At 71.6% G+C, this 18,304-nt stretch carries 19 protein-coding genes; 6 read left to right on the top strand and 13 right to left on the bottom strand.

Annotation, left to right across the window (positions count from 1 at the left end; translation table 11 throughout):
• Positions 1–27 precede the first annotated feature (27 nt).
• A complete protein-coding gene (hisH, locus tag D5S19_RS07440) occupies positions 28–651 on the bottom strand; it encodes an imidazole glycerol phosphate synthase subunit HisH (RefSeq protein ID WP_120022580.1) in 624 nt (207 codons plus the stop codon).
• A gap of 137 nt (positions 652–788) precedes the next feature.
• Between hisH and D5S19_RS32370 the strand changes: the two genes are divergently transcribed.
• On the top strand, positions 789–959 hold the full coding sequence (locus D5S19_RS32370) for a hypothetical protein (RefSeq protein ID WP_199730388.1): 171 nt from the start codon (positions 789–791) through the stop codon (positions 957–959).
• Positions 960–1,014: 55 nt separating this feature from the next.
• On the top strand, positions 1,015–2,187 hold the full coding sequence (locus D5S19_RS07435) for an acyl-CoA dehydrogenase family protein (protein WP_120022579.1): 1,173 nt from the start codon (positions 1,015–1,017) through the stop codon (positions 2,185–2,187).
• Between the two features lie 7 nt (positions 2,188–2,194).
• On the opposite strand, the gene D5S19_RS07430 is transcribed toward D5S19_RS07435, so the two are convergent.
• Together D5S19_RS07430 and D5S19_RS07425 are read right to left on the bottom strand one after the other, a co-directional pair.
• The gene (locus D5S19_RS07430) at positions 2,195–3,082 is read right to left on the bottom strand and encodes a transketolase family protein (protein WP_120022578.1); all 888 of its coding nucleotides are present in this window, start codon (positions 3,080–3,082) and stop codon (positions 2,195–2,197) included.
• Complete coding sequence (locus D5S19_RS07425) at positions 3,082–3,780, bottom strand: thiamine pyrophosphate-dependent enzyme (protein ID WP_199730387.1); 699 nt, start codon at positions 3,778–3,780, stop codon at positions 3,082–3,084. Before D5S19_RS07425 ends, D5S19_RS07430 begins: the two co-directional genes overlap by 1 nt.
• A 53-nt stretch (positions 3,781–3,833) precedes the next feature.
• Between D5S19_RS07425 and soxR the strand changes: the two genes are divergently transcribed.
• The gene (soxR, locus tag D5S19_RS07420) at positions 3,834–4,295 is read left to right on the top strand and encodes a redox-sensitive transcriptional activator SoxR (protein ID WP_120022576.1); all 462 of its coding nucleotides are present in this window, start codon (positions 3,834–3,836) and stop codon (positions 4,293–4,295) included.
• Between the two features lie 512 nt (positions 4,296–4,807).
• Here the strand turns inward: soxR and D5S19_RS07410 are convergent.
• A complete protein-coding gene (locus D5S19_RS07410; protein WP_120022575.1) occupies positions 4,808–5,380 on the bottom strand; it encodes a TetR/AcrR family transcriptional regulator in 573 nt (190 codons plus the stop codon).
• Positions 5,381–5,591: 211 nt separating this feature from the next.
• On the opposite strand from D5S19_RS07410, the gene D5S19_RS07405 reads away from it, so the two are divergent.
• Complete coding sequence (locus D5S19_RS07405) at positions 5,592–7,775, top strand: MMPL family transporter (RefSeq protein WP_120022574.1); 2,184 nt, start codon at positions 5,592–5,594, stop codon at positions 7,773–7,775.
• A 247-nt stretch (positions 7,776–8,022) separates the two neighbouring features.
• On the opposite strand, the gene D5S19_RS32365 is transcribed toward D5S19_RS07405, so the two are convergent.
• The 4 genes from D5S19_RS32365 to hisD form a co-directional block, all read right to left on the bottom strand.
• On the bottom strand, positions 8,023–8,181 hold the full coding sequence (locus D5S19_RS32365) for a hypothetical protein (protein WP_170069654.1): 159 nt from the start codon (positions 8,179–8,181) through the stop codon (positions 8,023–8,025).
• 157 nt (positions 8,182–8,338) lie between these two features.
• The gene (gene hisB, locus D5S19_RS07400; protein WP_098510560.1) at positions 8,339–8,938 is read right to left on the bottom strand and encodes an imidazoleglycerol-phosphate dehydratase HisB; all 600 of its coding nucleotides are present in this window, start codon (positions 8,936–8,938) and stop codon (positions 8,339–8,341) included.
• Positions 8,935–10,044 carry a histidinol-phosphate transaminase gene (locus D5S19_RS07395; RefSeq protein WP_120022573.1) on the bottom strand — a complete coding sequence of 370 codons (1,110 nt, stop codon included), beginning with the start codon at positions 10,042–10,044 and terminating at the stop codon, positions 8,935–8,937. The genes hisB and D5S19_RS07395 overlap by 4 nt, the downstream gene beginning before the upstream one ends.
• Positions 10,041–11,366, bottom strand: a complete 1,326-nt coding sequence (gene hisD / locus D5S19_RS07390) for a histidinol dehydrogenase (RefSeq protein WP_120022572.1) — start codon at positions 11,364–11,366, stop codon at positions 10,041–10,043. The genes D5S19_RS07395 and hisD overlap by 4 nt, the downstream gene beginning before the upstream one ends.
• Before the next feature lie 83 nt (positions 11,367–11,449).
• On the opposite strand from hisD, the gene D5S19_RS07385 reads away from it, so the two are divergent.
• The gene (locus tag D5S19_RS07385) at positions 11,450–12,271 is read left to right on the top strand and encodes a carbon-nitrogen hydrolase family protein (protein WP_120022718.1); all 822 of its coding nucleotides are present in this window, start codon (positions 11,450–11,452) and stop codon (positions 12,269–12,271) included.
• Positions 12,272–12,661: 390 nt separating this feature from the next.
• Here the strand turns inward: D5S19_RS07385 and D5S19_RS07380 are convergent, their stop codons facing one another.
• Positions 12,662–13,315, bottom strand: a complete 654-nt coding sequence (locus D5S19_RS07380) for a response regulator (protein WP_120022571.1) — start codon at positions 13,313–13,315, stop codon at positions 12,662–12,664.
• Positions 13,316–13,367: 52 nt separating this feature from the next.
• The gene (eccB, locus tag D5S19_RS07375) at positions 13,368–14,783 is read right to left on the bottom strand and encodes a type VII secretion protein EccB (RefSeq protein ID WP_120022570.1); all 1,416 of its coding nucleotides are present in this window, start codon (positions 14,781–14,783) and stop codon (positions 13,368–13,370) included.
• Between the two features lie 153 nt (positions 14,784–14,936).
• Between eccB and D5S19_RS07370 the strand changes: the two genes are divergently transcribed.
• Positions 14,937–16,037: a type VII secretion protein EccE gene (locus D5S19_RS07370; protein ID WP_407641727.1), complete on the top strand. Its 1,101-nt coding sequence runs from the start codon at positions 14,937–14,939 to the stop codon at positions 16,035–16,037.
• Positions 16,038–16,126: 89 nt separating this feature from the next.
• On the opposite strand, the gene eccD is transcribed toward D5S19_RS07370, so the two are convergent.
• From eccD to D5S19_RS07355, 3 genes are read right to left on the bottom strand one after another with little or no spacing between them, the layout of a single operon-like run.
• On the bottom strand, positions 16,127–17,506 hold the full coding sequence (gene eccD / locus D5S19_RS07365; protein ID WP_120022569.1) for a type VII secretion integral membrane protein EccD: 1,380 nt from the start codon (positions 17,504–17,506) through the stop codon (positions 16,127–16,129).
• The gene (locus tag D5S19_RS07360) at positions 17,503–17,826 is read right to left on the bottom strand and encodes a YbaB/EbfC family nucleoid-associated protein (RefSeq protein WP_120022568.1); all 324 of its coding nucleotides are present in this window, start codon (positions 17,824–17,826) and stop codon (positions 17,503–17,505) included. The genes eccD and D5S19_RS07360 overlap by 4 nt, the downstream gene beginning before the upstream one ends.
• Entirely contained in the window at positions 17,823–18,299 is a 477-nt protein-coding gene (locus tag D5S19_RS07355) for a hypothetical protein (protein ID WP_233573759.1), read from the bottom strand. Before D5S19_RS07355 ends, D5S19_RS07360 begins: the two co-directional genes overlap by 4 nt.
• Positions 18,300–18,304: the final 5 nt, after the last annotated feature.

Raw genomic sequence — 18,304 nt, 5'->3', positions numbered from 1 at the left:
CCCCGTCCGGGGGACCGCGCAGGCCGGCTACGCGAGCGTCGCCAGCCAGTTGCGCAGCAGCCGGGCACCCGCGTCACCGGACTTCTCCGGGTGGAACTGGGTGGCCCACAGCGGCCCGTTCTCCACCGCGGCCACGAAGTCCCCGCCGTGGTCGGACCAGGTGAGCTTCGGCTGCTGCCCGGCCAGCCCGGAGTCCAGCTCCCAGCGCCGCGCGGCGTAGGAGTGCACGAAGTAGAACCGCTCGTCCGGATCGACTCCGGCGAACAGCTGCGAATCCGCCGGCGGGCGCACGGTGTTCCAGCCCATGTGCGGGAGCACGTCCGCGTGCAGCCGCTCGACCGTGCCCGGCCATTCGCCGGTGCCCGCGGTCTCCTCGCCGTGCTCGACCCCGCGTTCGAACAGGATCTGCATGCCCACGCAGATGCCCAGCACCGGACGGCCGCCGGCGAGGCGCTTGCCGATGATGCGCGGCCCGTGCACCTCCCGCAGCCCGGCCATGCACGCGGAGAACGCGCCCACCCCGGGCACCACCAGCCCGTCCGCCGCCAGCGCGGCCTCCGGATCGGCGGTCACCGTCACCTCGGCGCCCGCGCGCGCGAGGGCGCGTTCCGCGGAACGGAGATTGCCGGAGCCGTAGTCGAGAATCACCACACGAGACACGGGTCAAGGGTAGTCCCCGCCCCGCGCCGGCCGGTTTTTCGCCCGGCCGGGTTTCACCCGTCGCCGGATCGGGTACTCCTCCCGCCTCGGGTGCCGCCGGTGCCCCCGGACCCGGAAATGAGGACGAGATGTCCGAGTCCGACCTGCTCTGCCAGATGTTCGACGCCTGGCGCAAGGACATCGACAGCGTGCCGTTCCCGCAGTTCACCGTACTCACCATCCCGCCGCAGCGGACGCGCGCCCAGGTTGACGCGCGGCACGTGAGAAATCCCACGCGCCGTTCGGCCGGTCCGCGCTGACCGCACTGTGCTTTCCTTCGGAAGCCGCACCGCCGCGCCTCCCGGAGGAGAACCGATGAGCCCGACCCCGGATCCGCACGACTTCCTCGACCTCGACGCCGGGCTCGGCGACGACGAGCGGGCGATCCGGGACGCGGTCCGCGGCTTCGCCCGGGACCGGCTGCTCGACCGGGTCGCCGACTGGTACGAAACCGGCGCGTTGCCGGCCCGGGAGCTGGCGAAAGGCTTCGGCGAGCTGGGTCTGCTCGGTATGCACCTGGAGGGCTACGGCTGCGCCGGCACCAGCGCCGTGGCCTACGGCGTCGCCTGCCGCGAACTGGAGGCCGTCGATTCCGGTCTGCGCAGCTTCGTGTCCGTACAGGGTTCGCTGGCGATGTACGCCATCCACCGCTGGGGCAGCGAGGAACACCGCGCCGAATGGCTGCCGCGGATGGCCGCCGGAGACGCGCTGGGCTGCTTCGGGCTGACCGAACCGGACGCGGGCAGCGATCCGGGCAGCATGCGCACCCGTGCCGTGCGCGACGGCGCCGATTGGGTGCTGAACGGCACGAAGATGTGGATCACCAACGGCACTGTCTCGGACGTGGCCGTGGTCTGGGCGCAGACCGACGAGGGCATCCGCGGTTTCGTCGTGCCCACCGCGACGCCCGGATTCACCGCGAACGAGGTCAAGCACAAGCTCTCCCTGCGTGCCTCGCTGACCGCGGAGCTGGTGCTCGACGGCGTGCGGCTGCCGGAGTCGGCGGTGTTCCCGGAGGTTCGCGGCCTGCGCGGGCCGTTGTCCTGCCTGAACGAAGCGCGCTACGGCATCCTGTTCGGCGTGGTCGGCGCGGCGCGGGCGTGCTACCAGGCGGCGCTGGAGTACACGCTCGCCCGCGAGCAGTTCGGCAAGCCGCTCGCCGGTTTCCAGCTGACTCAACGCAAACTCGCCGACCTGGTGGTGGAGGTCAACCGGGCCGGGCTGGTCGCGCTGCAGATCGGCCGGCTCAAGGACGCCGGCACGCTCCACCGTGACCAGGTCAGTTTCGGGAAGATGGCGAACGTGCGTTCCGCGCTCGAAGTCGCCCGCACCGCCCGGTCGATGCTCGGCGCGAACGGCATCTCGCTCGAATACCCGGTGATGCGGCACATGGCGAATCTCGAAACGGTGCTGACCTACGAGGGCACGGAGGAGATGCACGCGCTTTCGCTCGGCCAGGCGGTGACCGGGATCCCGGCCTTCCGCTGAGCCCGGCTCAGCCGAAGAACTCCTTGAGGGTCAACGCGATCGAGCCCGCGTCCAGGCCGTGCGCAAGATCGTGGTCGGCGAGCGTGCCGTAGATCCGGACCTCGGTGTCGCGCACGGTGCCCAGGCTGAGCAACCGGTGCGGCAGATCCGCGAGCGCCGCGGAGACCTGGTGCGCCGAAGTGCCCTGCAGGTACGGCTCCACCACGGCGACGTCCGGAGTTCCGGATACCGCGGCACGCAGGCCGGCGGCGTCGAACGGGCGCACGGTCGAGGTGTAGAGCACGGTCACGTCGAGGTGTTTGGTCGCTTGCAGTACGCGGTCGAGCATCGGGCCGACGGCGATCACCACGCCGTGGCGACCGTGGCGCACCGCCTGGAATCCGACACCGAAGTACGCGGAAGCGTTCTGCTGGGCGGAAAGCCGGAGGTAGACGCGGCTGTCGCCCGGCACGGAATCGAGCAGCAGGCGGCGGGCCTCCTCGGGGTGCCCGGGCACGTGCACGAACCAGTTCGGCAGCGAATCGATCAGCGCGACGTCCCCCGGCGCCTGATGGGTACGGCCCTCGGCGGGCATGTCGTAGGACGCGCCATAGGACACCAGCACCGCGCCGAGGTCCTGGTGGTTCAGGTCGAGCTTGATCTGCTCGAACGCCCGCTCCACCAGGAACGGCGAGAAGGTGTGCACGATCGGCCGCAGTCCGGCGAGCGCCAGCCCGGCGCCGGCGCTGACCAGGAGCTGTTCGCGGATCCCGACATTGAGCACCCGGTGCGGATGCCGGCGCGCGGCCCCGGCGAGCTGAGCCGCGGAGATGTCCGCGAGAACGACCACTGCGTCCGGGTCGGTGTCCAGGATTTCTTCGGCGGTGGCAAGGAAAGTCTCCCGCATGTTCGCCATCAGTGCCCGCCCTTCGGTTCGACGGCGGCGACCACGGCGAGCGGCCGCCCCGGATGTTCCGCGGTGAACGCGTCGTACAGCGCCTCGTGATCACGCCCGGAAACCGTGCACACCGCCCAGCCTTCGACCTCGAACCGCCGCGCGATCCCGCCCGGCCAGCCGTGGGTGGAGGACTGGTTGTCGACGATCACGGTGGTCAGGTTGGCCAGGCCCAGGCGTGCGGCGACGACGATCGCCTCGTGGTTCGAGCCTTCGTCGAGTTCCGCGTCGCCGACCAGGGTCACCACGCGGGCGGCGCGGCCTTGCGCGCGCAGGCCGAGCGCGGTGCCGAGAGCGATCGGCAGGCCGTGGCCGAGAGATCCGCTGGAAATCTCGACGGCGGGCACGCGAGCGCGATCCGGGTGGTGCCCGAGCCGCGAACGCACGGAACTCCAGTCGGCGAGTTCGTCCTCGTCGAGGAAACCCTTGGCGGCCAGGACCGCGTAGTAGGCCATCGGACCATGTCCCTTGGACAACAGGAACCGGTCGCGATCCGGATCGCGCACGGTCTCCGGGGTCACCCGCAGTACGCGGTCGAAAAGGACCCACAGCACGTCCACCGTGGACTCCGCGGCCGCGTGATGCTTGTCGTCCCCGGTCATCAGGGCAATCAGCCGGGGCAGCCCGGCGTAACCCGGCATCGGTTTCGCAGTGCTCATCCTCCGACGATGCAACCTCGACCAAGCTGTAGGTCAACCGCTAACCTGGACCAATGACGAGGTTGGCGGAGAAGCTGAGCATCGGGCAGGTCGCGGACCGCAGCGGGGTGGCGCACACGGCATTGCGGTTCTACGAGGAGAAGGGCCTGATCACCTCGGAGCGTTCCACCGGGAACCAGCGCCGGTACGCGCGCTCGGTGCTGCGCCGGATCGCGTTCATCCGTGCCGCGCAACGGGTCGGCCTGTCGCTGGAGGACATCAGCGAGGCGCTGGCGACGCTGCCCGCCGACCACGCCCCCACGAAAGCCGACTGGGCCCGGCTCTCCCGCGATTGGCAGACCGAGCTGGACGCCCGGATCGATGCCCTGCAACGCCTCCGGGACCGGTTGACCGGCTGCATCGGCTGTGGCTGCCTGTCCCTGCGCGGCTGCACCCTGTACAACGCCGACGACGAGCTGGCCCGGTTCGGTCCCGGCGCGAGCAAGCTACGCCCGATGGCCGAGGGCGGAATCTGAGGCCGTTTCCCGGTCGCGCCGCGCCGAGCGGACCAGCGGGGCCACCACGGAACGGCGGCCAGGCGAGCACCGTCGTCATCAGCGGCGCGTCGGAAACCGGCACCGCTGCGTGTTCAGGCCACTGCCACGCCCGGCCGGAGGCCGGGATGAGCAGCAGCGCCCGGCCGAGCGCGACGAGCTGGGCGAGCTGCGACTGGTTGCGCGCCTCCGGCCCGGGGCTGTCCGGATGGGTCCCGTCGCGCCGGGGTCAGCGGGCGATCGGCAGGCCCGGCACGTCGGCGACATCGGCCAACGAGAGGTGCTCGCGCGACGCGAGCGGATGCGTCGCGGGCACGATCGCGATTTGGCCTTCCACCAAAGGGCTTCGGTGTCGGCGGGCGCCCTCTGCCCCTGGCCGCCCGCGGCTTCCATCCCCCGGTCGCCCGAGAGCACCCCTCAGGCGGCAGCTCACGTCGACACCGAAGGCCCATCCCGAGGAGACCCTGCCCTCGTGGCCTTGCCGCGCCGCAGCGTCAGCCCCGTGACCGCCGAGGCCGCCCGAGCAGGCGGCGGCCCACGTCGACGAGTTCGCGGCGGAGGGTCTCGTCGTCCACCCCGGCCAGATCCGGGGAACCGCCGGCCATGGCGATCCCGCAGAGCGTCACGAGGGCGGTCACCCGGCCGGCGACGTCCGCGTCCGGGCCGGCCAGCAGGCCGATCATGGTCTCCTTGAGGCCGTCCATCCCGTGCGCCGATTTCGCGATCGCGCGGTTGAGCCCGGGATCGCTGGAGAACAGCGCGACCAGCACCCGGTGCTGCACGATCAGCTCCACGAACCCGTCCAGCAGGTGATCCACCTGCGCGCCCCGCCTGCGGTGCCGGGCCGCGGCCACCAGCAGCAGGTCCAGCTCGCGGACCCCGGGTTCGGCGACCGCCTCGGTGATCTCCGCCTTCGTCTTGAAATGGTAGTAGACCGCCGCCTTGGTCACGCCCAGCGCGTCCGCGATCATCTGCAGCGACGTGCCTTCGACCCCGTGCTTGGCGAACAGCTGCAGCGCCATGCCGAGCAGCCGGGTACGCGTGTCCTCGGCCCGAACCGCGGTCATCACAAGCCTCCTCCTGGGAAAACGGACGGAGCCTACGGCACCCCCGCCCGCCCCGGCAAACCGCGCCAACTTGCCGATCGGCCAGTAAACACTAGCCGTGCGGCTAGTCACAAGCTAGCCGATCGGCTTGGCAGCAGCTTGCCGAACGGCTAGCGTCTTACCCCTGAATCGTGTGACGGATACCCCCATCGGGCGAAACGGAGAACCACTCGTGGCGACCTTTCTCTACCGGCTCGGCAGGGTGTCTTTCCGGCGCCGCGTCCTCGTCTCGGTCGTGTGGGCGGCCGTGCTGGTGGCGCTCGGTGTCGGCGCGCTGACGCTCTCGGGCAAGATGTCGAATTCGGTGACCATCCCGGGCACCGAGTCGCAGCAAGCGATCGACCGGCTGGCCGAGAAGTTCCCGCAGGCCGCGGCCGGGGGCGGGACCGCGCGGGTGGCGATCGCCGCCCCCGCCGGGCATACCGTCACCGATCCGGCGGGCCAGGCGGCTGTCGAGTCCGTGGTGGCGAAGCTGAGGCAGGCGCCGAAAGTGGCCGCGGTCGCGGACCCGTTCCAGGCGAAATCGGTCTCCCCCGACGGCCGGGTCGCGCTCGCCCAGGTGAGTTACCAGATCAAGGGCTACGAGCTGACCGAGAGTGACCGAACCGGGCTACTCGCCAGTGGTGACCAGGCGAAGAGCCAGGGCTACCAGGTCGAATTCGGCGGCGATGCGGTGCAAGGCATCCCGGACGCCGGGGCCACCGAGGGACTCGGCGTCGTGGTGGCCGCGGTGGTGCTGATCATCACCTTCGGCTCCCTGCTTGCCGCCGGGATCCCGCTGCTGACCGCGTTGATCGGCGTCGGGATCGGCATGTCGGGCATCCTGCTGGCCTCCGGCTCGATGGAGCTGAACTCGAACACCCCGATCCTGGCGTTGATGGTCGGGCTCGCGGTCGGCATCGATTACGCGCTGTTCATCGTTTCGCGGTACCGGCACGAACTCCGGGAGGGCCGCGAGCCCGAGGAGGCCGCCGGGCGGGCCGCCGGCACCGCCGGGTCCGCCGTGGTGTTCGCCGGGCTCACCGTGATCATCGCGCTGGCCGGGCTGACCGTGATCGGGATCCCGTTCCTCGGTCAGATGGGCGTCGCCGCCGCGGTGACCGTCGCGATCGCCGTGCTGATCGCGCTGACCCTGTTGCCCGCGGTACTCGGGTTCGCCGGTGCCCGGGTGTCGAACGGCCGGATCCGGTTGCGCCGCAAGGGTTCCGCACTCTCTCACGGGGAACGCTGGGCACGTTTCGTCGCCCGGCACCGGCTGCCGGTACTGCTGAGCGCGCTCGCCGGGCTGGCCGTGGTCGCGATTCCCGCGCTGAGCATGCAGCTCGGCCTGCCCGACGACCGCACGGCGCCCCCGGATTCCACCCAGCACAAGGCGTACGAGCTGGTCAGCACGAGCTTCGGCGAAGGGGCGAACGGGCCGCTGCTGGTGGTCGTCGACACCGGGCCGAACCATGATCCGGCGACGCTGAAGCAAGCCACCGAGAACATCGTGAAACTGCCGGACGTGGCCGCGGTGACACCGCCGCGGGTCAACACCTCCGGCGACACCGCGCTGTGGACCGTGATCCCGAAGAGCGGGCCGGGCACGACGCAGACCGAGAACGTGGTGACCGCGATCCGGGCGCTGTCCGCACAGGTACACGACACCACCGGCGGCAGTCTCGCCGTGACCGGGCAGACCGCGGTCAACATCGACGTGTCGCAGAAGCTGTCCGACGCGATGCTGCCCTACCTCGGGCTGATCGTCGGGCTGGCGTTCCTGCTGCTGATGCTGGTGTTCCGCTCGGTGGTGGTGCCGCTGAAGGCGACGCTGGGTTTCCTCGGCTCGGTGGTCGCCACGTTCGGCGCGGTGGTCGCGGTGTTCCAGTGGGGCTGGCTGGCCGGGCTGCTCGGCGTCGAGTCCACCGGCCCGATCATGAGCATGCTGCCGATCCTGCTGATCGGTGTCCTCTTCGGACTCGCGATGGACTACCAGGTGTTCCTGGTGACCCGGATGCGCGAGGAGTACGTGCACGGCGCGGCTCCGCGGGAGGCGACGGTCACCGGGTTCCGGCACGGCGCTCGGGTGGTGGCGGCCGCGGCGCTGATCATGATCTCGGTGTTCGCCGGATTCGTGCTGGCCGAGTCCTCGCTGATCAAGTCGATCGGGTTCGCGCTCGCGTTCGGGGTGCTGGTGGACGCGTTCGTGATCCGGATGACCGTGGTGCCCGCGGTGATGTCCCTGCTCGGCCACGTGGCCTGGTGGCTGCCCCACGGCCTGGACCGGATCCTGCCGAACGTGGACGTGGAGGGCGAGAACCTCACCCGCGCACTGGACGCCCCGGAGGACGGCGACCGGGAACCGGCCGAGGTCTGAGGCGAACGGGGCCGGGGACCGGTCAGGGCTGAGGACGAACGGGAAAACCGGGAGCTGATCACCGGGAACCGGCCGAGGTCCGAGGGCCGAGGCGGGGCAGGGCGATGCGGGGCCGGGAAGCCGGCCAGTGTCTCCCCGCGTGCGTCGGTCACGAAAGTGATCCCCGGTCCGGCGTCCTGGCCGCTGCGCGAACGAGCCCGGGTGGCGGGTGCGGTCCACGGCCCGGCTGGGACCGGCCCGGCCGGGATCAGCCCGCGAGCCAGGCCACCGCGCCGCCGACGGACAGTGCCGCCGCGACGCCGAGCACCACGGCGATCACCTTGGCCGTCTTCCAGGTCGAGTAGACCCCGCCGATCAGGAACCCGCCGAGGGCCAGCAGCAGGACGGCAACCAGCTCTTTACTCACCAGGCCAGCGTGCCACACCGCGCCGGGCGGGCAACGGCGGCCTCCCCGGCGCCCACGGCCCGAGCACCGCGTCCCGAGAGCACCGCGTCCCGAGCTGTGAAGGGTCCCTTCACGGACTCTGAGTCCGTGAAGGGACCCTTCACAGCATCGGCGACGGTTAGAGTACGCCCTTGGTGGAAGGGATGCCGGCTGCGCGTGGGTCGGGTTCGGTCGCGGCGCGGAGGGCGCGGGCGACGGCCTTGTACTGGGCCTCCGCGATGTGGTGCGGATCGCGCCCGTGGATCACGCGGACGTGCAGGGCGAGTTGCGCGTGGAACGAGAGTGAGTCGAACACGTGCCGCGTCAGCACGAACGGGTAGTTGCCGCCGATGGTGAAGGCGTCGAACTGCTCCGGCTCCCCCGCGTGCACGCAGTACGGCCGGCCGGAGACGTCGATCGCCGCGTGTGCCAGTGTCTCGTCCATCGGGATCCAGGCGTCGCCGAAGCGGCGGATGCCGCTCTTGTCCCCGAGGGCCTGGCGCAGTGCCTGGCCGAGCACGATCGCGGTGTCCTCGACGGTGTGGTGTGCGTCGATGTGCACGTCACCGGTCGCTTCGACCTTCAGGTCCAGGGAACCGTGCACGCCGAACGCGGTGAGCATGTGGTCGTAGAACGGCACGCCGGTGGCGATCTCGACCTGCCCGGTGCCGTCGAGGTCCAGCTGGACCAGGATCGAGGATTCCTTGGTGGTGCGCTCCACCTTGCCTGCGCGGCTCATCGCTGGATTTCCTTACTTGCTTCGAGGAACGCGTCGTTCTCTTCCGGGGTGCCGATGCTTACCCGCAGGTGCTCCTCGATGCCCGGATCGCGGATCAGCACGCCTTGGTCCAGATAGGACTGCCAGGCCGCCTTGGGGTCCGCGAACCGTCCGAAGAGGACGAAGTTGGCGTCGCTCGGCACCGGGGTGAAACCCAGCCCCAGCAACGCTTCCACCACGCGGTCACGCTCCGCGGAGAGCTTGTGGACACTGCCGAGTGTGGCGTCCGCGTGCCGCAGGGCGGCGCGCGCGGCGGCCTGGGTGAGCCTCGACAGGTGATACGGCAGGCGCACCAGCTGCAGGGCGTCCACCACGGCGGGTGCGGCGGCGAGGTAACCCAGCCGGCCGCCGGCGAAGGCGAACGCCTTGCTCATCGTGCGGGACACGATCAGCTTCGCCGGGAACTCGGCGATCAGCTCGACCGCACTGGGCTGCGAGGAGAACTCGGCGTACGCCTCGTCCACGACCACGATCCCCGGCGCGGCCGCCAGCACGCCACGCAGCTGCGCCAGCGGGATCGAGCCGCCGGTGGGGTTGTTCGGGCTGGTGACGAAGACCAGGTCCGGCTGCCGCTCGCGGACCGTCTCGGCGGCCCGCTCGGTGTCCAACGTGAAGTCCGCCCGGCGCGGCGCCGGCACCCAGTCGGTGCGCGTTCCGGAGGCGATGATCGGGTGCATCGAGTACGAGGGCTCGAAGCCGAGCGCACTGCGGCCCGGACCGCCGAAGGCCTGCAGGATCTGCTGCAGGATCTCGTTGGACCCGTTGGCCGCCCACACGTTCGCCTCGGACAGCACGACCCGGGTGGACACCGTGAGGTAGTCGGCGAGGTCGGCGCGCAGGGCCACCGCGTCGCGGTCGGGGTAGCGGTGCAGCGAGGCGGCTTCCGCTCGCGCGGCCTCGGCCACATCGGCCACCAGCTCGGGCGGCGGCGGGTAGGGGTTTTCGTTGGTGTTGAGCCGGATCGGCACGTCGAGCTGCGGTGCACCGTAAGGCGTCCCGCCGCGCAGGTCCTCCCGCAGCGGCAGGCCGTCGAGGGTGACCTCGGCCCCGGGGACGGCGTCGGTCATGGCTGTTCTCCTTCGAACCGGGCGGTGACGGCTTCGCCGTGCGCGGGCAGGTCTTCTGCGTCCGCGAGGGCGACCACGCGCGGGGCGATCTCGCGCAGGGCCTCCGCGGAGTAGTCGACCACGTGGATCCCCTTGAGGAAGCTCTGCACGGACAGGCCCGAGGAATGCCGGGCGAACCCGCCGGTGGGCAGCACGTGGTTCGAGCCCGCGCAGTAGTCACCGAGCGACACCGGCGCATAGGCACCGACGAACACCGCGCCCGCGTTGCGCACCCGGGCGGCGACCTCGCGGGCGTTGGCGGTCTGGATCTCCAGGTGCTCCGCGGCGTAGGCGTCCACCACGCGCAATCCATCATCCACAGTGGACACGAGGATGACGCCGGACTGCTTGCCGCCGAGGGCTTCGCGGACCCGCTCGGCGTGCTTGGTGGCCGCGACCCGGACGGCCAGCTCCCGCTCCACCGCGTCCGCGAGCTGCTCGGAGGTGGTGACCAGCACGCTGGCCGCCAGTGGATCGTGCTCGGCCTGGCTGATCAGGTCGGCTGCGACATGCACCGGGTCGGCGGTCTCGTCGGCGAGCACGGCGATCTCGGTCGGCCCGGCCTCGGACTCGATGCCGATCACCCCGCGCACGAGCCGCTTGGCCGCGGTGAGGTAGATGTTGCCCGGCCCGGTGAAGATGTCGGCCGGGACCAGCTCGGTGCCGTCGGTGTCGGTGCCGCCGTACGCGGCCAGCGCCACCGCCTGCGCGCCGCCGGCCGCCCACACCTCGTCGACGCCGAGCAGCGCCGCCGCGGCGAGAATGGTCGGGTGCGGGAGACCCCCGAACGCCGCCTGCGGGGGTGAGCAGACCACCAGCGAGCCGACGCCGGCCAGCTGCGCCGGGACCACGTTCATCACCACTGTGGACGGGTAGACGGCCAGCCCGCCCGGCGCGTACAGCCCGACCCGCTCGACCGGGACCCAGCGCTCGGTGACAGTGCCACCGGGCACCACCTGGGTGGTCACGTCCGTGCGTCGCTGATCCGAGTGCACTTTCCGGGCCCGGTCGATGGACTCCTCGAGTGCGGCGCGGACCTGCGGGTCCAGCCCGTTCAGCGCGGTGGCCAGCTCGGCGGCGGGCACCCGCACCCTGGCCGGACGCACTTTGTCGAATCGCTCGGTGAACTCCAGTACCGCGGGCACGCCGCGCTCGCGTACCGCCTCGACCACCGGCCGGACCTGATGCAGTGCGGCGTCGACGTCGTATTCGGCGCGTGGCAGCACGGCACGCAGTTCGGCGATGTTCGGGACCTGCCCGCGCAGGTCGGTGCGGTTCAGCATGATGACCAGGGTACGAGGTGGCTCGCGGACCCCGGGCAGGGATACTCGGTGGTGACCAGCTGTCCCCAGGCAAGGAGGCCGTGGTGCCCCGGATCGCGTTGTGCCAGCTCAACTCGGGCGACGATGCGGAGGCCAACCTGGACTCGGTACGCACCGAGGTGGCGCGCGCGGCCGCGCGCGGCGCACGGGTGGTGGTGTTCCCGGAGGCGACGATGGTGCGGTTCGGCCGGCCACTCGCCCCGATCGCCGAGCCGCTGGACGGACCGTGGGCCTCGGCGGTGGCCGAGACGGCGCGGGAGCACGACGTGCTGGTGGTGGCCGGCATGTTCACCCCGTCCGGTGATGGCCGGGTCCGCAACACCCTGCTGGTGACCGGCCTCGGCAAGCATCTGGGCTACGACAAGATCCACCTGTACGACGCGTTCGGCTTCGCCGAGTCGGAGACGGTGGCCGCCGGGTCGCACCTGGTCACCTTCGAGGCCGAGGGCACCGTGTTCGGCGTGGCGACCTGCTACGACCTGCGCTTCCCGGAGCTGTTCCGCTGCCTCGCCGACGACGGCGCGGACGTGGTGCTGGTCCCGGCGTCCTGGGGCGCGGGCGCGGGCAAGCGTGAGCAGTGGGAGCTGCTGGTCCGCGCGCGGGCGCTGGACTCGGGCTGCTGGGTGCTGGCCTGCGACCAGGCGGATCCGGCGGCCACCGGCCTGGAGGTCAACCCGAAGTCCCCGACCGGGATCGGCCACTCCATGGTGGCCGACGGGTTCGGCCGGGTGACCGCGGCACTGGGCCCGGCCCCGGAGACCCTGCTGGCCGACGTCGGGGCGGCCGAGGCGATCCACGCCCGCGGGGTCACCGGCGTGCTGGCGAACCAGCGGCTCTCCGGCGGCCCGGTCGGGCGGCTCGGCTGACCGGCGGGCGGGAAGCTGCCACGACTCGCGGCACGGGACGGCGGAGGACGGAGAGGACAGGGAGGCCGCGGAGAACACCGCGGAGGAGAAGGTTTCGAACACTCCGCCAGGCTACCGAGATCGCACACCTGTTCGACATCACACGATCAGGTGGAACCGCCGTGAGTCCATTGTGGATAGCGAGAAGTGCTTGGGCAGCAAGGGAAAGCTCCGGTCAGGCGATCACCGGATAGACGCCGGGCCGACTCGTGGAGAAGAGAGCGGGCACACAACAGAGCCCGCCAGCCACACACCACTCCGAGCCACCCCACACCCCCTCACCGCAACCACGACGGTGCCCACCGGCCACGCACACCAACCCCGGCCGACCACCACACCGACCCATCACCCTCACCGCAGCAGCCCCTCCCGGATCGCCACCCGGACGAACCCGGCCCGGCGGCGTTCGCCGGTCTTGTCGCGGATGCGGTCGAGGTAGGAGCGGACCGTGCGAACGCTGATGTCGAGGATCTCGGCCACGTCCACGTCCCGCTCCCCCGCCGCGACGAGACGGAGGACCTGCTTCTCGCGTTCGGACAGGACGATCTTCGGGCCGGCGTGCCGGTCTTCGGTGTCCTGGATGATCATGCCCGCCAGGGTCGGCGAGACGTAGGCGTTGTCCTCGGCGATGGTGCGGATCGCGCGGAGCAGCTCGTCGCCGTCGACGTCTTTGGACAGGAAGCCCTTCGCGCCAGCCTGCATGGCGCCGAGGACTTCGGGCTGTTCCGCGTGCGCGGAGACCACCAGCACCTTGTGCCCCATCTGCCCCACTTCGAGCACCGCCGCCGCGTCCTGGACGCCGCGCAGTTTGAGGTCCAGCACGACCACGCTGCCCGGCGGCTGGTCCTGCACGGCGAACCGGGCGACGGAATCGGCGACCGCGCCCAGTTCGATGTCCGGAGCCTCGTTCAGCACGCGCGCGACCGCGTCCCGGTACAGCGGGTGGTCCTCGATCACGCCGACCGGGATCGGACCCGGCCCGCGTCGCCGTTCTTCCGTTTTCACCCTCACGGTTCCCCTCCTGGAGCCGCCAGGCGGCCCGTCCCCGTCTCCATGCTCAGCCAGCCCCGCCCACGGCCTGCCCCGCCGCGGCCGGGTCCAATGCGGGACCAGCCGGCACCAAGGCCAGCAGCCCGCCCGCGATCACCTGCCCGGCTCCGGAACCGTAGCCGAGCGAAGCGAGCGCCGGGGCGTTCGCTACCGGATATTTCCGTCCTGTGTCCGTGATGAGATACGTCGTGCCGGAACCGGCGTCGGTAGCCACCGCGCCGCCGGAAGGCGGCACATAGACGACATCGGCCACCCGGGCGTCGGTGCGGACCGTCACCGGCAGCGCACGGCCGCCGGGGGGTAGCGGCAGATCCGCTGATACGAGGATCCGACCGCCCTGCGCGCACATAGTCACCGAACTCCCGGTGATTGGCGCCTTGCCCGGGATACGGTCCGGGTACGCAGCGGGGGCCGCGCCTCCCGTACGCGGTTCAGCGACCTTCTTCACCGAGGCAACGTCTGCGGCGCGTACGCGGGTCGGCTCCGGGCGCGCGGCGTACGCAGACTCGTTGGCGCGAGTCGTCACCAGCAGTGCCGCTTCGGTCTGTCCGACCGGTTCGAGACCGCCGGCGCGTACGAGGTAGTACGTCGAAGCGTTGGCAGCCGAGGCCATCGCGTCGACAACGGCGAGCACTTCGCCGACACGCGTGCGTACGTCGCCGACCTGTGGCCCGGGTTCGCCCGCGCTCGACACCGGGATCGCCCCGAGGTCACGCCCAGCAGGCACGGTGTCCAGCCATCGCGCGGAGACGGCGATGGTCGGGTAGCTGTCGAATTGCAGTGCTGCGGCGGCTTCGTCGCTCAGGCGGTAACGGCGCCCGCCTGTCACCAGGTATCGATCGCCCTGCGGCAGCCGGACGATCACCCCGGCGTCGCGCGGCAGTTCGGTCCCGGACGCCGGCGCCCCCAGCAGTACGGCGACGAGCGGCTCCGCCGACGCAGGCGCGTCTTGCGTCGTACGGCTGCAACTCGTCCACGTCGCCGTGACGAGGGCGCTCGGCTGTGGCAACGAGTCGGGCGCACCAGCGATGCCGATCTGTGTACCGCGCGGAGCGGTGCCGAGCTTCTCCGAAGACACCGTCACCGTCTGGTGCCCGTCGCCGCCTGCGAGCAGCCGCGCGGACGCGTAGTTCAGCACTGGGTGTACCGCGCCGTCCGCGCCGAGCACGAAGCGCGCGCCGGTGCCTTCTTCGACGATCACGTGCCCACCGGCGAGCCAGTCCTTGCCGCCGGAGGGGTTGACCAGACCGATCACTCCGTACACCGCGGTGATCAGGAGCGCGACGCCGAGGCCGAGGAGCGTGCCGAGCACCAGGCGGCGGCTGGGCGACACCGGGTGGTTGGCATCGGCGGCGACGAGCGCGGAGACGAGACGGCGGCGCAGGAACTGGTAGGCCTGGATCTGGTCCCGCTGCGTCCACACCGTGCCCTGGCCCCCTGAAGATCGTTTCCCTCCGCGGATGTTAGGCACCGGCCGGACGGGCCACGAGGGTAATTTTTACGCCCACGGGCCGGGGTGGTCCGCGCTAACGTCGCGGAGCCGGGCGCCGGGGAGCGCCCCGGGAAGGGGAGGCCCGTGTCCGTGTCGACGGCACCCGGCCGGGAGACGACCGCACCACCGGTCCGGCCCCGGCATGCCCAGGAAACCGCGCCCGCCGGTACTGCGACGTGGCCGTGGCTGTTACCTATCCGGCCGCTGCAGGCGGTGGGCTGGGAGATCGCCGGGCTGGCCGTGCTGCTGGCCTTCAGCGTGGGCGGAGCGGCGCGGATCACGGTCGCGGCGTCGGCCGGGGTCCTGGTGGCCACGACGTCGATCCGGGTGCGCGGACGGCATTTCGCCGGCTGGGCGTGGACCTGGCTGGCGCATCGGCTGCGGCGGCACGACAGCCGCCGGGACAGCCCGGATCCGCTGCACCGCGTGGTGGGCCCGATGCGGGTGTGCCAGCACGTCGACCGCGCGGGCAACCGGTTCGGGGTGGCCGAGATCGACGGCGATTGGAGTGCGATCGTCCGGCTCACGCCCGGTGCCGGCGAGCCGTCCGCGGACGAGCTGCTCGCCGTGGCGCGCACTGCTTTCCGTGGCACGGACATCCCGCTCGCCGCCGTGCAGCTGCTGACCTGGGCGGTCCCCCGGGACGGCCGGGTCTACCGGGTACGCTGGCTCGCCGTCCGCTATCGCCCGGACGAAGCGCCGATCGCCGCGCTCGCCCGTGGCGGCGGGGACCTCGGCGCGTTGCGCAGCACGGCGAGTGCGGCGCTGAGCCTGATGGTCGCGCTGGCCGAAGCCGGCCACCCGTCGACGGTGCTCGAAGCCGGGGAACTCGCCGACGAGTTGCGCGTGGCGCTTGGCGTGCCACCCTCACGCCACGATCCGGATACCGACTGCGACACCTGGCGCGGCTGGGTCTGGGGCGAGACGACCCAGGCCGGATACGGGCCCCGCTCCGGCCGCGACGTGGCCCGCATTCTCGCGTCCACGGCGCCGGACGCCGCCTTCACCGCCACGTCGGCGACCTTCCGCCGCACGCCCGGTGGCCGTGAGCAGCTCGATCTGACCATCCGGGTCGGTACCCGCCAGGACGGGAAACCTCAGGCTCCACAAGGGGTTTCGACGGTACCTCTGCACGGGGCGCATGGTGCCGCGGTGCGCCGGACGCTGCCGCTCGCGCTGACCTGAGGTGGCAGCCCACAGCTGTGAAGGGACCCTTCACGGACTCTGGGTCCGTGAAGGGTCCCTTCACAGCCTTTCAGCCGGTGCAGAGCCGCTCAACCACCGACGACCTCGTACACCCCGGCAACCATCGCCACGAACGGCACCAGTGCGAGCAGCACCAGAAACTCCGCGACATCCAGAACCCGCGACCAATACGGCGAACGCACCCCTCGCGCGACCCGTGTCGCGTACGCCAGGCACACGACCGCAGCGAGCACCACGGCCAGCCCGGCGGTGAGCAGGGCGACGCGCTGGCCGCTCGCGATCAACCAGCCACCGGCGCCCAGTAGCGTGAGCAGGCCGAACCCGGCCAGCACCAGCCGTTGCGTACGGCCCGCGTACGAACGGGACCGTTGAAGCCACGTCGAACCCACCAACGCGGCGAGCCCGGCCTCCCACGCGCCGCCGGTCGCCAGCACGGCGGCGGAGCCGGCCACGACCAGTCCCAAGGCGACCAGAAGGCCGGTCAGCAACGCCTGCGCATGCGTGGTCCGGCCCGCCATTTCCGCGCCGAGCGACGGCTGTTCGTTGGCACGGAACGATTCCATGTCGTCCGGCACGCGCGGCAGCGGCAACCGGCCGAGCCGTAGGGCGAGCATCGGCGCGGCAGCGGCCAGGGCCGTCGCGAGCACCGCCGTCACGGCTGCGGCCGCCATCGGCCGCACCCCGGCGACCAGCACGATCCCGGTGGCAATCGCACCGATCGCGGACGCGCCGGTAACCGCGACGAAGAACGGCAACCGATCAGCCACGGTGACCGCGGCCAGCACGCCGTACACGGTCACTGCGGCCAATCCGGCGGCGAGTGGCCCGGCTTTGAGAGAGAACAGCGAATTCGGCGGCAGCACGGACATCCCGGCCAGCAGGGCCACGCCGACGCCCGCGAGTGCCCCGGCCGCGCCCGCGCCCGAATCGCCGTACGCGCGGCTCAGCGCACCCCCGGCGAGCAGCAGCACGAGCGCGAGCAACCCGGTGCAGATCGGCGCGAGGACGCTGCCCTCGGTCGCGGCCTGCACCAGCACCCCGCCGACGAGCAGTAGCACCGCGGCGGCTGCAATGCCGGTCCGTCGCGCGATTTTCGGTCCCCACGTGGTCGACGCGGACTCCCCTACGCTCGCGATCGAGTCCACGACGTCGTCGAACAGCAGTGGCCCGCGTGGACGTTCGCGCGGGGTCAGGTGCAGTACCTCGCCGTCGCGGACCTGCGCCGCGGCGACGGTCAGCCCGAGTGCCAGGGGCGCTCCGCCGAGCCGGGAAAGCACCCAGCCCGGATGTTCGGCCGGGGCCTGCCCGGTCGCACCGGCGAGCCGCACCAGCTGCGGTACCAGCTCGGCGAACGTGCTCTGCTGCGGCAGCGCGACGTCGACCCGGGCACGCGGGGTCACGATGGTCACCCGCCGGGTCGATCCGGCGAGCCCGGCCGGGGCGCTCACTCGGGCGTCCTGGCCGCCTCGATCACCGTGGCGAACTTCGCGCTGCTCGCCTCGGCGAGCTTCTGCAGGCCCGCGTTCACCGCCTCCAGCACGATCTCCGACACCGTGCGGGCGTCGTACTCACGGATCGCGCGCGGATCGATGTCGACCGAGGTGAATCGCCCGTCGCCGCGCAGGGTCACGGTGACCTCGTTCTGCCGCGAGGCCGCCTTGACCTCCATCGCCTCGACGGAGCGCTGAATCCGCTGGACCTGTTCGGTCTGGCGGCGGACCTGCGCCAGCAAATCGTCCACATCCGGCGCGGCATATGGATCGGTCACGGTTGTTCTCCTTCTCCTGCAAGGGTTTTCCGCCGGAGGTGGACACTTGCGACGAAGCGCCGGAAGTCCGGGACGAGCCGGGCGGCGGCCTCGGCGGACGCGGTGAGCACCAGTTCGAGCACCACTCCCCCGTCCGGGCCGGGCACGGTCAGGTGCACCTGGACCTGCCGCAGCTCCAGTCCTTCGCCGGTCCGCAGACGCAGCGTCTGGGTGAGGCCGGGTGCGGGCGGGGCGCCGACCGCGCGCCGGTCGAGGACGTCCACCGCCGCGGTCGCCGAGGCGAGCCGCTTCACGGCCTCGTCGGCGATGTCCTCCAGCGAAGCGGGATCCGGCCGTTGCCGCACGCCGAGGGTGAGGTTCGCGGTGAACTCCGCACCGGGCTCGGGACGCACGGCGACGAACACCGGCCCCGGTTCCTCCGGCTCGACCGGCGTCCACCCCTCGGGGACGTCGAACCCGAGCGGGAGCGTCACGGTGT

Origin of the sequence: Amycolatopsis panacis (assembly GCF_003600245.1) — a bacterium.
In the GTDB taxonomy this organism is placed as follows: Bacteria; Actinomycetota; Actinomycetes; order Mycobacteriales; family Pseudonocardiaceae; genus Amycolatopsis; species Amycolatopsis sulphurea.
This window is presented reverse-complemented; position numbering and strand designations above follow the sequence as displayed.